Origin of the sequence: Granulicella pectinivorans (assembly GCF_900114625.1) — a bacterium.
Taxonomy (GTDB): domain Bacteria; phylum Acidobacteriota; class Terriglobia; order Terriglobales; family Acidobacteriaceae; genus Edaphobacter; species Edaphobacter pectinivorans.
The window spans coordinates 2,379,317-2,394,687 of record NZ_FOZL01000001.1; the positions used below are offsets into that span (position 1 = coordinate 2,379,317).

Sequence of the window (15,371 nt, forward strand, 5' to 3'; positions counted from 1 at the left end):
AAGGGGCCACGCCGTGGGCTACGGAACACCGACGAACAATAACCAGGCAAGGCGGCAGACGCTGACGGCTCCCATCCGGAGAATCCGTTTCGCGTATGTCGCCTTGTTCTTCTGCGCCTGGGTCTGTGCCATCGGGATGCGTCTCACCTGGCTGCAGCTCATCAAGAGCAGTGAGTGGGAGCACCGCGCCGCCAACCAGCAGCAGCGTACCTTTGAGGTCGCACCACGCCGCGGCGTCCTCTACGACCGCAACCTCCGCGAACTGGCCATGACGGTGCTCGTCGACTCCGTCTATGCTGTTCCATCGGAACTCGGCGAAAACCGCGCCGGCGCCGCCGAGATCCTCGCCAAGGTCGTCCATGCCGACCCCACCGACAACTTCACCTCGCAGCAGCAGATGCTCGCCCGCTTCACGGCATCCAGGAACTTCGCTTGGGTCGCCCGCCGCGTCGACGCGGAAACGGCGCAGCGCGTCCGCGAGCTCAACCTGAAGGGTGTCTACCTGCAGAAGGAGTTCAAGCGCTTCTATCCGAACAACGATCTCGGCGCGCAGGTCCTCGGTTACGTCGGTTCCGATGACGCCGGCCTCGGCGGCCTCGAGCTGAAGTTCGACGATGAGATGCACGGTGCTCCCGGACATATGCTGACTGCGCTCGATGCCAAGCGCCACGTCATGGACTCCGCCGAGCGCGAGCCCCTCCCCGGCGAAAATCTGGTGCTCTCTATCGACGCCAACATCCAGTACATGGCCGAGCGTGCCCTTGACGCCCAGATGGAGAAGGTCAAGGCCGCCCACGGAACGGTCGTCGTGCAGGACCCTCACACCGGTCAGGTGCTGGCCCTGGCGATCTCCCCGCGCTTCAATCCCAACGATCAGAAGCATATGGACTCGAGCGTTCTCCAGAACCTCGCCGTCTCCGACGTCTACGAGCCTGGTTCGACCTTCAAGCTCGTTGCCTACTCCGCCGCGATCGACTCCGCCGGCGTCGAGCCCACCGACATCGTCGACTGCCAAGGCGGAGCGATGACCATGTTCGGCCGCACCCTTCACGACGATAAGAGCGATCACTTCGGCCGCGTCACGGTGCAATACGCCCTGGAGCACTCCTCCGACGTCGGTGCCGCCAAGATGGCGCTGAAGGTCGGCAACCAGAAGTTTTACGAATACATGCGTGGGTTCGGCTTTGGCGACCGCTCAGGCATCGAGCTTCCCAGCGAGACGCGCGGCCTCCTCCAGGCTCCCAAGAAGTGGGGAGCCACGTCTATCCTCTCCATGGCTATTGGGCAAGAGGTTGGCGTCACCCCGGTCCAACTCGTCAGCATGGTCTCCGCCATCGCGAACGGCGGCGTCTACATTCCGCCTCGCATCCTCCTCCAATCCACCGATGAAATGAAGGGCGACCCGCGCCTCCAACCCGCCGCTTACCGCCCCGCCAATCAGCTTCCTGCGAACCTGCCCGAGGGGTCCCGCCGCGTCATCTCGGAGATGACCTCGGCGAAGATGCGCAAGATCCTGTGGGGCACCGTCACCGAAGGCACTGGTTCCCAGGCCAAGCTCAACGGCTACACCTCCGCCGGCAAGACCGGCACGGCACAGAAGATCGACGTCGCCACCCACACCTACTCGCATACCAAGCTGGTTGCCAGCTTTGCCGGGTTCGCTCCGGTTTCGAATCCGGCTATCTCCATCGCAGTCGTTATCGACACACCGACCCTCGGCACGCGCTACGGTGGTACGACCTCTGCACCGGTCTTCGCCGAAGTCGCCCAGCAGGTGTTGGAGTATCTCGGCGTTCCCCATGACCAGCCTCTTACCAAGACCAAGAACGTTCCGCCGCCCGTCGAAGAGGCCGTCACCAGCGAGCCCGACGACCTCAACGCCATGTTCGCCGAGGTCAACAACCTCCCTGCCGACGATCCCCTCCACGCCGCGAACGCTCCCGCACCCCAGCAGCAATCCGCCCTGCCTGCACCGGCACCCACGCCAAGCCGCAGCGAAAATGCCCTCAAACTTCTTCCGGCCAAAGTGCTCGCGGCGTTCAAGGCGAACGGGGGAACCTCTTCGACGATGCCCGACGCCGCCGGCGGCCAAACGGCTGCTTTACATGCTCCGGTCGTCAAACCTGCCGTTCAGAATCTCGAACGTGGAGCCGTCATCGTCGACTCGTCCAAACGCGTCGCGGTGCCCTCCTTTGACGGCAACGGTCTTCGCACGGTCGTCGAGCAAGCCTCTGCCATCGGGCTCCGTGTCGAGCCGGTCGGCAGCGGTCTCGCCCGTGAACAGGTCCCTGCAGCAGGAACCATGGTTCCCGTCGGCACGCAGGTCGTAGTACGCTTCACACGGTGAGGCATTCGATGACCTGGCACGACGCGCTGGCCGATGTAGCAACGATCGCAACTCACGGCGAATCCACCACCATCACCGGCATCCAGTACGACTCACGCCGCGTCGAACCCGGTGACGTCTTCGTCGCCATGCGCGGAGGCACCGCCGACGGCAACCAGTTCATCGAACGCGCCATGACCAGTGGCGCTGCGGCCATTGTCACAGATTCTCCCGATGCCTTCGAATCCCTCCGAAGCCGCATTCCTGCCGCGTTGGTCGAACATGGCCGCCGTGCCCTCGCGATGGTCTCCGCCAACATCTTTGGCCATCCGGAGCGCACTCTTGCGGTCTCCGCCGTCACGGGCACCAACGGCAAGACCACCACCGCCTACCTCCTGGAGCAGATGCTGAAGCATGCGGGCCGTACCTGCGTCCTGCTCGGCACGATCGAAACTCACATCGGCGACCAGATCCTTCCCAGTGAGCACACCACCCCCGAAGCCCGCGACCTCTACAAGGTCTTTGCCGACGGCGTCGCTGCCGGAGCCACCGAGTGCGTGATGGAGATGAGCTCTCACGCGCTCGAACAGGAGCGTGTCTGGGGCATCCCTGTGGACGTCGCCATCTTCACCAACCTCACGCAGGACCACCTCGACTACCACCTCACCATGGAGGCCTACCTCGAAGCCAAGGCCCGCCTCTTCGAGGGAGTCGGGACACCCGCACCACGCGTGGCGGTCATCAATATCGACGACAAGTCTTCGCCCAAACTCATGCATCGCGCCGGCTCCGAACTCATGACCTACGGCATCCTCGGCAAGGGAACCCACCGTGCCGAAGCCATCGTCCTCAAGGCAGGCCACACCGCGTACACATTTGTAACCCCCACGGACACGATTGAAATCCACTCTCCCCTGACTGGCCGAGTGAACGTCTACAACCTTCTTGCGGCCTCCTGCGCGGCTCTCGCCCGCGGTCTCACCCTCCAGCAGATCGCCGAAGCCGCAAAGCACCTGGGACAAGTCCCTGGCCGCTTTCAGGTCGTGCCTTCCGGACGCACCGGCATCACGGTGGTCGTCGACTACGCCCATACCGACGACGCCCTCAAGAACCTCATCACCCTCGCCCGCGAGCTCGTCGGCCGCGACGGAGGCCGCGTTATCACCCTCTTTGGCTGCGGCGGCGACCGCGACCGCACAAAGCGTCCCAAAATGGGCCGCGTTGCCGGTGAGGGGAGCGATCTTGTCGTGGTCACCAGTGACAACCCTCGCTCCGAAGATCCAAACTCGATCATCGCCGAGATCCTCCCAGCCATCCGCGTCACGCCAACGGACTGCATCGTGGAAGAAGATCGTGCCGGAGCCATCGCCATCGCCATCCGCGCCGCGCGCCCTGGAGACATCGTTCTTCTCGCCGGCAAGGGCCACGAAAAGACCCAGACCTTCGCCGACGGCACCGTCCCTTTCGATGACGTCGCCGTTGCCGCAGACATCCTGAAGGAGCTCCAATGAAGTTGACCCTTGGACAAATCGCCGACTGGATTCACGCCGAGGGCGATTTCTCGACCGTGGCCGAGGCCGTCGGCTACTCCATCGACTCCCGCACCCTCGCCGCCGGTGAGCTCTTCTTCGCCGTCAAGGGCGAGAAGATGGATGGCCACGACTACGTCGAAGCCGCGCTCGCCAACGGTGCCGTCGCCGCCGTCGTCAGCATGCGCTGGCTCGGCGAGCACGTCGACGCCACCAAGCTGCTTCGCGTACCCGATGACGAGTCCGACTGCGTTCTTACGTCGCTCCAGCGTCTCGCCACCAGGGTGCGCGATCAGTGGGGCGGACGTCTCATCGGCATCACCGGTTCGGCCGGCAAGACCACCACCAAAGAGGCCGTAGCCACCGTCCTCGCGGCCAAATTCAAAGTTCTCAAGTCTCAGGGGAACTTCAACAACGGCTTCGGCCTCCCGCTTCAGTTACTCAAGCTCGAGCCCGAACACGACGTGGCGGTCATCGAGATGGGCATGAACCATGCCGGAGAGATTGCGGCCCTCGCCGCCATCGCGAAGCCCAACTGGGCCGTCGTCTCGAATGTGGCTCCCGTTCATCTGGAACATTTCCCCGAAGGCATCGGAGGTATCGCTGCCGCCAAATACGAACTCGTCGCCTCCCTCCCGGACGACGGCCTGGCCTTCCTCAACTTCGACGACGCCTACGTCGCCGCCTTCGCACGCGGCATGGGCGATCGTGCCATCTTCTTCGGAGAAGGCGAAGGCGCCACCATCCGTGGTACAGCGATCACCGAGATCGGCGCCGAGGGCGTCGTCTTCACCATCCTTGTGCGCGGCGAACGCGGCAGCGTTCAGCTTCGGATGCTCGGTCGCCACAACGTCTACAACGCGCTCGCGGCGATCGCCGTAGGCCTGGCAAGCGGCATGTCCCTGACCGAGTGTTGCGCCGCCGCTGGAAATCTTCATGCCGGCGACCGTCGCGGTGAGCTCCTCGCCTGGCGTGGCGCCACTCTCATCAACGACACCTATAACTCCAACCCCCGCGCCCTCGACGCCATGGTCGACGCCCTTCTGGCCATTCCCGCCGCCCGCCATATCGTCGTTGCCGGAGAGATGCTCGAACTCGGTCCGGAGGCGTCCGAACTCCACCGTCTCTGCGGCCTTCAGATGGCCCTGCGCGGCATCGCACTCGTGATCGGTGTTCGTGGCCTCGCCTCCGAGATCGTCACGGGGGCCGAAGCCGGTGGCTGCGAGACCCTCTTCTTCGACACCCCCGAAGAGGCCGGCGACTGGATGGAAGCCAACGTTACCCTCGGCGACGCCGTGCTTCTGAAGGCCTCCCGTGGCGTAAAACTGGAACGCGCCCTCACTCGACTCACCCAATTCGTCGTCTAGACGGATTGGGCAGGCTTTCAGGAAGTGTGTGTGAGCATCGCATCGCCTAGTAGGCGGAAGGTTTGCCTGCGATGCTCTGCTCCAGCACGGTGTGGACCTTCAACAGGGACCAGGGTTCCCCCACGGTCTTTGCGTCGGACTGGCCGGGTTGATGGATGATCAGCGCCGGTCGTGGATCGAACGTGGCGGCCTTGGATGCGGCGTCGTCTTCCTCGGTCCAGGTCGGCGTATCTTCCCACGTCTCGACCCGCCAGGAGTGGTCTCCCTGCACGATCAGGGTCGTGTCGTTCCAGCGCGGCGAGGCTTTCAGCGTCGTGAGAATCTTGCCAAGCACCCGATCCGCCAGCTCCAGGTTGTCGAGATACGAGCTATCGCAGACCTGCGTGTAGTCGTCGTTAATCCGGCTCCAGATATTCGGGCTGTGCGGCGTCGACATGTGCAGAAACACGAAGTCAGCCTGATCGGTATGGAGCAGTTGCAGGGCGTGGTCTTCGAGATCGAGATGCGTCTTCAGCCTCTGCTGCACGTCGTAGTTGCAGATGTCGCGGTTCGCCCGCCGCGACGACTTGATGTCCTGTGTAAACTGCCGCAAAGGCCTGTACACGTTGCTTCGGAATGTCTCGTTCTCCCCCATCGGGCCGTCGAGCTTGTCGTGATTGGTCCAGTAGCAGTTGTCGAGCGCTGACGCATAGATCGTGCAGTATGGGTTGTACCAGCCCACGACCGCGGTGCGGAAGCCCGCTTGCTGGGCGTCGGCGAAGACCGTGCCGGAGCCGGTAAGGGGGTGGAAGCCCTTCTGGCCGGTGTAGTGAACGCTGAAGCGATTCTTCATGTCGTACTTGAAGTCGTCGACGATCTGGCCGGTAAACAGCGAGGGAATGATGCGCTTGGTGTAGTACCCAATCGGCTGCGCGTTGGTGAAGGTAGTGCTTTCGCTGCGGAGCTGGTCGAAGTTCGGCATCTGCAGGTCGCGCGCACGATGCTCGAAGGTCTGGTCGTACGAAAGTTCGTCGAACAACACCCAGACAATGAGCGGATGCTGCCTGGCAGGCTGGGTTCCGGAGGCCCATGCAGCTATCTTTTGCTGCGGGCCAGGCTTCCAGGTCGCCACCCAGAGCAGTTGCGCCACGCTCCAGACGGCGAAAAGCGCCACGAAGGTGGCGACCGCGCTGGCCGTTCGCATCGTCCTCTTATACGAGCGGGGAAAACGGAGACGAAGGAGAAGGAGGCCGGCGATCCAGATGATGGAAAATGTGACCACGCGCCCCGTAAGGAAGCTGTCGGGGAGAAAAGACTGAATCCTTTGTAGGAGATACGGCGGGATCAAAAGCGCCAGGACAAGCCGTGCCCAATCATAGAGTCCGAGACGGCGCACCGGAGCGAGGATAAGAAAGAGCACCAGGGCGAGTAGGAGGATATCGAGGATCTGGGCTACGCAGATGGGGGCCAGCGAGAACGGCACATGCATCCGAACGTCCGCGCCGCCGCCGAGAAAATCGCCGTAGCTTCCCGCGAGAATGATGGAGGCGATCCCGAAACACTGACAGAACTTCTTAAACATGCGCTTTGAACGTCCGTTTCGTGCGGGGATCCGAATGAATCGTGCTTTTCGTCGTGCGCTCTCGAGTGTGGAGAGAACCGGGGAGATAACTCAGTCTAGGAGAAATGGCTACAGCTTTGGGACGCTCTTCGGTGCTCATGGGTTTCACCGAAACGAAAATCCATTTAAGCTATAGAGATGAGCGAAGCGAACGCGAAGTACACACGGAATAATCCGTTTCTATCCGAAATCACCGTCAATAGGCTGCTGACTGCAGAGGGATCGGAAAAAGAAACCCGTCATATCGAACTGACCCTCGATGAGGGCATGGAGTACGTTCCGGGCGACGCCGTTGGCATTCTGCCCACTAACCGCGATGCCGCCGTCGAAGAGATCCTGAAGGCCCTTGGGTTCACCGGCGAAGAGCGCGTGTTGGACCACTACAAGGTCGAGATCTCTCTTCTCGAAGCTGTGCGCACGCGGTTGCAGATTGGTGTTCTTACGCGTAGCTCGATTTTGCAGTTGGCGAAGCTTGATCCTTCTGTCGAGGGACTGCAGGCAATGGTCGGACCGGATAACAAGGCTCGCGCTGAGGAGTACGCCTATGGCCGCGAACTGGTCGATCTGGTCACGGACTTTCCCGGGATCATCACGAATCCGCAACAGCTCTTCCAGGTGGTTGCCCGGTTGACGCCGCGGATGTATTCGATCGCCTCGAGCCTTCTGGCGCATCCTGGCATGGTGGAGACGACCGTGCGTGTGGTTCGGTACGAGTCGCATGGCAAGGAGCGGCAGGGATTGTGCAGCGGCCACCTTGGCGAGCGCGGGCCTGTCGGTGCGAAGATCCCGATCTTCCTGCATGCAAACGGTCAGTTCCGGCTGCCTGAGGACACGACGAAGCCGGTGATCATGGTTGGTCCCGGAACCGGTATCGCGCCGTTCCGCGCGTTCCTCGAGGAGCGCCAGGTGAAGGGCGAGACGGGGAAGAACTGGTTGTTCTTCGGCGAGCAGCGGAAGGCGCTAGATTTTCTTTACCAGGACCAGCTTGAGGGGATGCACAAGGACGGCCTTCTCACGCGTCTCGACACGGCGTTTTCCCGGGATCAGGCGAAGAAGGTTTACGTCCAGGACCGTATCGCGGAGCACGCTGCCGAGCTGTTTGCGTGGCTGGAGGAAGGTGCCTACTTCTACGTCTGCGGCGACGCGAGCCGTATGGCGAAGGATGTGGAGCTGGCTCTGCTCGATGCGATTGCCAAAGGTTCGAACGGTACGCTGGACCACGCGAACGAGTACCTCGCGCAGATGAAGAAGGACAAACGGTACCAGAGGGACGTTTACTAGAGCGCGTCTTCCGATAGGAGCACCGAGAGGCACCACGAATAAACCGTGGTGCCTCTGGTGTTTAAGGGCGCGGTTGGCGCTCATGCCTGCACCGCCATGGGGCTGGGACCACCGAAGTCGTTGCCGTCGAAGAGGGTCTCGGCGAAGCTGCGGACGACGGCCACGGTACGGTTGGCGGCGAGGCAGGCGAGGCGGAGCGAGTGGCTGGTGGTGCGGGCTTCGAGACGGTGGATGGCGGGCATTTGCTTCTCCTCCTAGTGCTGACAGGACTGATCCTAGGTCCGTCCGGAGGAAAGGAAAATGCCACATCGGGGGTTACGTCCTGCGGCTTTTGGGGTGCGCGATGACACGTTTGGGGGATCGAAGAGGTTAGACCTCTCGCCGCGCGATTTTTCAGAAATGGTCTGGAATTGGTCTAAACTTCGGCATTTGTGGGGTTTTGTGGTGCATTTTCGGGTTTTATGCCTGTTTCTTTGGGTTTCTCCGGGTTTTACCTGCGATTTTGGGGCCGGTAAAACGTGGTTTTTTGCATGGAAAACGTGGCCACGATGTGGACTTTGTGTGGATGCGGGAGGACATCTCTCCGAAGACCTCCGTCGGAACCTAGATGCGGAAGTGGTCGGGGCGCCAGGTGGTGACGGCTTCCTTGATCTGCTTCCGGGTTAGATTTTCGGCGAGGGTGCGCTCGACGAGGGCGGCGAGTTCGGTGTCGCAGGCGAAGCGGAGGCCGATGTACTGGTCGAGGGTGAGTGCGGCGGAGCGGGTGAGGATGGGCTCGGGAAGGACCCTGGCGTAACGGACCTGCTCCTCAAGGCGGATGATGCGGTCCTGATTTTTGGTGCCGTAGCCGCGGACCCGGAGCGCCAGGATGACAAAGGCCACTGCGACGAGGATCTGGTAGATGGCATAGGCGTCGCGGACGTGGAAGGCCCGGACGCAGGCGAAGATGACGTTGATCACAAGGATGAGGGCGATGGCCATGAAGAGGCGATCGCTGGAGGCGTGGCTTTTGGCGCTTTGTTCGGGCATGGCCGAATGATACGTGATTTCGCTTGGATCGCCCGGGGGATCGTTGGCTGGGTTTCTGTATGAGCTGTTGGCTGTTGGCTTTGGGCTTGCAACGGTGGCGGGAGTTTGCAGCGGGCGCGGGTGGGCTTAAACTCGTTGTATGTCGAAGCTTAAGAAGATTGGCGTGCATCTTGGCACGTCCGGCGGTACGTGGATGGCGGTAAATCGCGCGGTGGAAGCGGGCGCGAATACCTTTCAGATCTTTTCCTCGAGCCCGCGGCAGTGGAAGGCGGCGGATGTGAAGCCGGAGGATGCCGCGAAGATGCGGGATCTGCGGGCGGAGTTTGGGATTGGGCCGGTCTCGATCCATGCGAGCTATCTGATCAACCTGTGCAGCCAGACCGAGAGCGTTCGGGTGAACGGGATCGCCGGGTTTCGCGGTGAGGTCGAGAGGGCGCTGGCTTTGGGTGCGGAGTACCTGGTGCTGCATCCCGGAAGCTGGAAGGGATTGACGCGGGATGAGGGCCTGCGGCTGGCGGCGCAGTCGATCGAGAAGGCCATCGATGGACTGGCGTGGCAGGGGAAGGACTTCAAGATTCTGATTGAGAACACGGCTGGAGCTGAGTTTTCTCTCGGTGGATCTTTAGAGCAGGTGGCGGAGCTGGTGGCTACGCTGGAGGCGTGTGCTCCGGTGGGGGTGTGTCTCGATACGTGCCATATGCATGTGGCGGGCTACGACATCGTGACGGCGGAGGGGTATGCGGACACGATGAAGCTGGTGGGGGAGACGGTCGGGTTCGAGGCGGTGCGGGTATGGCATTGCAACGATGCCAAGGCCGCGATGGGATCGAAGCTGGACCGGCATGAGCATATCGGCGAAGGGACGATCGGGGCGGAGGCGTTTCGGAAGCTGCTGCATGACGCGCGGTTCGATCATTGCGCGTTTATTGCGGAGACGCCGGTGGACAATCCGGGGGATGAGGCTCGGAATGTCGGGGTGCTGCGGACGCTTGCGGCGGGTTGAAGCAGGGCGTAACCGGGATCGGAAGGATGAAGGACGGATAGGGGCAGGCAACGGCAAGGGCCCGGGGCTGATGCCCCTTTCTTTTTGCTTGTTTTTGTCGTGGGGCTAAAGCCCCATGTTCATCCCCAAAGCAAAGGCAATCCCAAAGACAATGAGTGGTGCCCGATTCTTGAGCGTTTAGTTGGGCTTGGCGGTGACGGTGGTGTCGGGATACTGATTGGGGGAGGGGTGCTTCGACGAGCCGACTGCGCCGTCCTTCCAGATGGCGATGCCGCCGTCGATGGCGTTGGAGTTGGCTCCGAGTATGACGCCCTTGGGGAGCTTCTTCATCAGCTTGGCGTTGCCTCCGCCGAGGAGGACGTAGTCGGCGACCATGCCGGCCTGCAGGATGGCGATGACCTTCTTAACGGACTTGCGCCAGGCTTTCTTGCCGCGTGCCTCGATGCCGCGCAGACCGAGGTAGTCCTCGTAGGACTTGCCGTTCTTGTAGGGCATGTGGGAGAGCTCGAGCGAGACCAGGGTGCCGTCGACGATGAGGGCGGAGCCGAGTCCGGTGCCGGTTCCGAGGAAGAGCATGCGGCCGCCCTTGTAGCCTCCGAGCGCCTGCATGGCGGCGTCGTTGAGGAACTTGAGGGGTTTGCCGGGGAAGTGCTTCTGGTAGGCGAAGTCGACCCAGCCGGGACCGAGGTTGAAGGGGTCGCTGAGGGGTCGCTCGTGGGCGACGGGGCCCGGGTAGCCGATGGTGACGACGTCGTAGCTCCACTTGGCGGTCGCGGCCTTGACCTGCTCGACCATCTTCGCGGGCGTCATATGGGGGCCGGAGACGATCTTGATGGGAACGAGGTTTTCCGTCGAAGCTACCTTGATGTGCGTGCCGCCGATGTCGATGATGAGAACTTTCATGCTCCCTATGATGCTCTACTCTGCACATAGGTGTTGCGAATCTTTGGGGGAGGGAGGAAACTGGCTTTCAAACGTTGAACAGGGAGGAGCATGATGCGTTGGACGGCGCTTCGTTTTGCAGTCGTGCTTGCGATTTCGGGTGTGGCCTTCCCGCAGAGCCGGTTACCGGCTTATCCAACGATCGTTACTTCGGCACCGTACTCGGCTCGACGCGTGACCACGACTTACGAGAAGCTCGCCGATGGCACGCAGATTGCGCACGAGAGCGAGAGCTGGTCGGCGCGCAACGGACAAGGGTGGGTATGGAACAAGCAGGTCAGTGAGAGCAAGGACGCCCTTCGCCGCGATGGCAAAAAATACACCAACTACGATGTTTGGGATCCTATCCATCGCACGATCACATCGTGGTGCGACTGCCGCAAGATTGCTTACGTCAGGCTGTATGGCGACCCGAGGGTGGAACCACCTCACAGGCAGGTGGGGGCTGAGGGCATGGATGTGTATCTGGGGCCTGCCAACGAACGCCTGAAGTATCGCCTGACGCCGATCGAGGGGCAGCTTATCCAGGGTGAGCCGACGGAGGGGACCGAGGCGCTGCGTGTGGTGAAGGCGGGGCTGGATGGGAACGATCAAGACCTCAGATGGTCGGTCCGAAGTTGGTACTCACCGCGGCTTCACCTGGCGCTGTTCACCATCGACGATAGCCCGTTCCATGGTTTGAGGAAGTATGAGTTTCGAGACCTGAGTACTGCCGAGCCGGATCCGAAGCTGTTCCAGGTGCCTGAGGGATACCAGGTGCTGCCTGCGCCTGAGGCGGTTCGCTAGGCTGGCCGAGTACAATCGAAAGAGTATGTCAGACACGATTCAGACCGAAAATATCGCCTCCCCCGTTGAAGCCCTGCGTTATAACCCAGCCGAGATTGAGCCGCGGTGGCAGGCTCTCTGGGACGCCGATCCTGCGCTTTACGCCGCGGAGGCGCACGACTCCGGCAAGGCGAAGTACTACTGCCTGGAGATGCTGCCGTATCCAAGTGGGCAGTTGCACATGGGGCATGTGCGGAACTATGCGATTGGCGATGCGCTGGCGCGGTTTATGTGGATGCGCGGACGCAATGTGTTGCACCCGATGGGGTGGGACGCGTTCGGGTTGCCGGCTGAGAACGCCGCGCTGAAGAACAAGAGGCAGCCGGAGGAGTGGACGCTTGCGAACATCGCCGCGATGAAGGTGCAGATGCGGCGGATCGGTCTGAGCTACGACTGGGCGAATGAGGTGACGACGTGTCTGCCTGATTACTACCGGTGGAACCAGTGGTTCTTTTTGAAGATGTTCGAGGCGGGCCTGGCGTACCGGAAGAAGAGCAAGGTGAACTGGTGTCCGGAGTGCGCGACCGTGCTGGCAAACGAGCAGGTGGTGGGCGGGTGCTGCTGGCGGCATGAGACGACGATCGTGGAGCAGAGGGATCTGACGCAGTGGTTTTTGCGCATCTCGAAGTATGCGGACGAGCTGCTGGATGGGTTGGACACGATGGAAGGCTGGCCGGAGAAGGTTCGGACCATGCAGAAGAACTGGATCGGCCGGAGCGAAGGGACGTTTGTTGACTTTGCGGTGGAAGGTTCGGACGAGAAGATCAAGGTGTTTACGACGCGGGTGGATACGATCTTTGGGGCGACGCTGGTGGCGTTGGCACCGGAGCATGTGTTGACGACAGCCTTTGCTGAGGCGGATGGAGAGCTTGCGGCGCGTGTGCAGACGATGATCGACGAGCAGAAGGCGGCGAAGGCTGCCGGGGATCTTGGTGCGATTGAGAAGAAGGGATGCGCGACCGGGCGGTTTGCGTTGAATCCGTTCAATGGCGAGCGTGTGCCGATCTGGGTGGCGAACTACATCCTTGCGGACTACGGGACGGGCGCGATTATGTCCGTGCCGGCGCATGATGAGCGGGACTTTGAGTTTGCGACGAAGTATGGGCTGCCCGTGAAGCGGGTGGTCGCTCCGAACCTGGATACGGCGGAGTTGGCGTTGCCGTATTTGGCTGAGGAAGAGGGCGTGCTGATCGACTCGGGTGCGTGGTCGGGTGAGGCTTGCCTGGAGGCGCAGGAGAAGATGGCTGCGTTCGCCGAGGCGGGCGGTTTTGGGAAGAAGACGACGACCTATCGGTTGAAGGACTGGGGTGTGAGCCGCCAGCGGTATTGGGGGACGCCGATCCCGATGGTGTACTGCGCTGCGTGCGGCGAGGAGCCGATTCCGCTGCGTGCGGAGGACTTGCCGGTGTTGTTGCCGGCGCAGGTGGAGATCACGCAGCAGGGCGGATCGCCGCTGGGGCGGGTGGACGCGTTTGTGAATACGACGTGTCCGCGGTGCGGTGGACCGGCGAAGCGCGAGACGGACACAATGGACACGTTCGTCGATTCGAGCTGGTACTTCTACCGGTATACGGATGCGAAGAACGACTCGGCTCCGTTTGATTCGGCGAAGGCGAACTACTGGTTCCCGATCGACCAGTACATTGGCGGGGTGGAGCATGCGATTCTGCACCTCATCTATTCGCGGTTCTGGACGAAGGTGATGCGGGACCTTGGGCTGATTGAGAACTCGGAGCCTGCGGAGCGGCTGTTTACGCAGGGGATGGTGATCAAGGATGGCGCGAAGATGTCGAAGTCCAAGGGCAATGTGGTGAGCCCGGACTTGATGATCGAGCGCTATGGCGCGGATGCGACGCGGATGTATGCGTTGTTCGCGGCGCCGCCGGATCGGGATTTGGACTGGCAGGAGGATGGCGTTGCGGGTGTGAGCCGGTTTTTGTCGCGGGTGTATCGGCTGGCGACGAAGTACAAGGACGTTCGGGGGGATGGGCCGGCGGTTGGCGGCGAGAAGCTGCTGCGGACGCTGCACCAGACGATTGCGAAGCTGACGCAGGACTTCGACGGGCGCTGGCACTTCAATACGTGCATCGCTTCGATCATGATTCTGGTGAACGAGATTCAGGCTTCGGAGCCGGCGATGGACTCCGGGGAGATCCCGGCTTCGGTGGTGGCGGAGGTGTTCAGGAGCCTGACGCTGATGCTGGCTCCGTTCGCTCCGTTTTTGGCGGCTGAATTGTGGGCCGAGCTGGGCGGGACGGGGGTTGTCTTTCGACAGACGTGGCCGGTGGCAGATGCGGAGCTGGCCAAGGAAAGCGAGCTCGAGATTCCGGTGCAGATCAATGGCAAGCTGGTGATCGTTGTGAAGGTGCCGGCGGAGAGCGACGAAGAGACGATCAAGGCGGCGGCGATGGCGGATGAGAAGGTGGTGGCGCGGTTGGACGGTAAGACGGTGGTGAAGGTCGTCGTCGTCAAGAGCCGGCTCGTCAATCTCGTGGTGAAGTAGTGGAGACCACGGGAGTTCCGGTACGGGGGACGCAGTCGTTTGTGCGGACGCTTTCGGAGTGCTGGCATCGGCCTTCGCTGACGGCGCTGGAGGTGCTTTGGCGCTGGGTGTATGGGGTGCCGGCGCTTTGGAGTGTGTGGCACTGGGTGTATCCGGTGGTGATGGCGGCGGGCGTGGATTGGGGCGCGTTGCAGGGGATGACGATCCTCGATCCGATGGCTGCGGCGAATACGCTGGGTCAGGCGATCGCTTTGGTGGCGCCGCCGGTCTCGGCTGTGCTGCGGTGGCTGGCTCCGGTGCTGGTGGTGGTGTGGATTGTGGTTTCGTCGGTGGGGCGGACGTGGATGCTGCGGCGGGCTGATTCGCGGCTGCAGTCCCGGGTGGGGACAGTGATGGTGCTCCAGGCGATCCGGATGGGGGCGCTGGCGGTGAGCTTCTGGATCTGGTTTGTGCTGCTGGAGGCGGCGGCGGGCGCGACGATCGTGCGGCCGGTGGCGGCGGGGCAGGAGCCGAATCTGGTGGGGTATTGTGCCGCGTCGATTGTGACGACGCTGGGCCTGTTCGTGCTTTGGGGCGTGGGAAGCTGGGCGCTGAGCGTGGCTCCGCTGCTGGCCATGCTGCGGGGTCTGGGTGTTGTCGACAGCTTGCGGGCGGCGTTCCGGGTGGGGGAGCTGCGGTCGAAGCTAGTGGAGATCAACCTGGTGATGGGGATCGTGAAGATCGCGCTGATTGTGCTGGGGATGGTGTTCTCGGCCTGCCCGCTGCCGTTTGAGAGCGTAACGACGACGGGATTCATGGTGATTTGGTGCGCGGGCGTTTCGCTGCTTTACTTTGTCGGGTCGGACTTCTTCCATGTGGCGCGGCTGGTGGCGTACCTGGAACTTTGGCGGACCTTTCAGACGAACGAGTTGGGCGGAAACGGCATCTCACGGTGAATACAGGCACTTTTGCCTCCCGGAGATCGAC

Annotated in this window: 12 protein-coding genes; 8 read left to right on the forward strand and 4 right to left on the reverse strand. The window is 62.1% G+C overall.

From position 1 onward, the window contains the following. The first annotated feature begins 13 nt into the window (after positions 1 to 13). Genes BM400_RS09525 through BM400_RS09535 form a run of 3 tightly spaced genes read left to right on the forward strand, consistent with a single transcriptional unit; the run spans position 14 to position 5,222 of the window. The gene (locus BM400_RS09525; RefSeq protein ID WP_483866650.1) at positions 14 to 2,347 is read left to right on the forward strand and encodes a penicillin-binding protein; all 2,334 of its coding nucleotides are present in this window, start codon (positions 14 to 16) and stop codon (positions 2,345 to 2,347) included. Further along, complete coding sequence (locus tag BM400_RS09530) at positions 2,344 to 3,837, forward strand: UDP-N-acetylmuramoyl-L-alanyl-D-glutamate--2,6-diaminopimelate ligase (RefSeq protein WP_245781788.1); 1,494 nt, start codon at positions 2,344 to 2,346, stop codon at positions 3,835 to 3,837. The genes BM400_RS09525 and BM400_RS09530 overlap by 4 nt, the downstream gene beginning before the upstream one ends. Continuing rightward, a complete protein-coding gene (locus tag BM400_RS09535; protein WP_089838797.1) occupies positions 3,834 to 5,222 on the forward strand; it encodes a UDP-N-acetylmuramoyl-tripeptide--D-alanyl-D-alanine ligase in 1,389 nt (462 codons plus the stop codon). Before BM400_RS09530 ends, BM400_RS09535 begins: the two co-directional genes overlap by 4 nt. A 46-nt stretch (positions 5,223 to 5,268) precedes the next feature. On the opposite strand, the gene BM400_RS09540 is transcribed toward BM400_RS09535, so the two are convergent. Further along, entirely contained in the window at positions 5,269 to 6,783 is a 1,515-nt protein-coding gene (locus BM400_RS09540; RefSeq protein ID WP_089838799.1) for a sulfatase-like hydrolase/transferase, read from the reverse strand. Positions 6,784 to 6,960: 177 nt separating this feature from the next. Between BM400_RS09540 and BM400_RS09545 the strand changes: the two genes are divergently transcribed. Next, entirely contained in the window at positions 6,961 to 8,103 is a 1,143-nt protein-coding gene (locus BM400_RS09545; protein WP_089838801.1) for a diflavin oxidoreductase, read from the forward strand. 80 nt (positions 8,104 to 8,183) lie between these two features. Here the strand turns inward: BM400_RS09545 and BM400_RS22025 are convergent, their stop codons facing one another. Next, positions 8,184 to 8,345, reverse strand: coding sequence for a hypothetical protein (locus tag BM400_RS22025; protein ID WP_175528945.1), 162 nt, complete (start codon positions 8,343 to 8,345; stop codon positions 8,184 to 8,186). A gap of 361 nt (positions 8,346 to 8,706) precedes the next feature. Continuing rightward, the gene (locus tag BM400_RS09550) at positions 8,707 to 9,132 is read right to left on the reverse strand and encodes a DUF6526 family protein (RefSeq protein ID WP_089838803.1); all 426 of its coding nucleotides are present in this window, start codon (positions 9,130 to 9,132) and stop codon (positions 8,707 to 8,709) included. Positions 9,133 to 9,271: 139 nt separating this feature from the next. On the opposite strand from BM400_RS09550, the gene BM400_RS09555 reads away from it, so the two are divergent. Further along, positions 9,272 to 10,135, forward strand: coding sequence for a deoxyribonuclease IV (locus BM400_RS09555; RefSeq protein WP_089838805.1), 864 nt, complete (start codon positions 9,272 to 9,274; stop codon positions 10,133 to 10,135). 177 nt (positions 10,136 to 10,312) lie between these two features. Here the strand turns inward: BM400_RS09555 and BM400_RS09560 are convergent, their stop codons facing one another. Then, positions 10,313 to 11,038, reverse strand: a complete 726-nt coding sequence (locus tag BM400_RS09560) for an ROK family protein (protein WP_089838807.1) — start codon at positions 11,036 to 11,038, stop codon at positions 10,313 to 10,315. Between the two features lie 90 nt (positions 11,039 to 11,128). Between BM400_RS09560 and BM400_RS09565 the strand changes: the two genes are divergently transcribed. The 3 genes from BM400_RS09565 to BM400_RS09575 are packed head-to-tail and all read left to right on the forward strand — an operon-like array spanning position 11,129 to position 15,340. Then, positions 11,129 to 11,863 carry a hypothetical protein gene (locus tag BM400_RS09565; RefSeq protein WP_089838810.1) on the forward strand — a complete coding sequence of 245 codons (735 nt, stop codon included), beginning with the start codon at positions 11,129 to 11,131 and terminating at the stop codon, positions 11,861 to 11,863. A 25-nt stretch (positions 11,864 to 11,888) separates the two neighbouring features. Further along, positions 11,889 to 14,405 (forward strand): leucine--tRNA ligase, encoded by a 2,517-nt coding sequence (leuS, locus tag BM400_RS09570; RefSeq protein ID WP_089838811.1) that lies wholly within the window; start codon positions 11,889 to 11,891, stop codon positions 14,403 to 14,405. Beyond that, positions 14,405 to 15,340 carry a hypothetical protein gene (locus tag BM400_RS09575; RefSeq protein WP_089838813.1) on the forward strand — a complete coding sequence of 312 codons (936 nt, stop codon included), beginning with the start codon at positions 14,405 to 14,407 and terminating at the stop codon, positions 15,338 to 15,340. The genes leuS and BM400_RS09575 overlap by 1 nt, the downstream gene beginning before the upstream one ends. Positions 15,341 to 15,371: the final 31 nt, after the last annotated feature.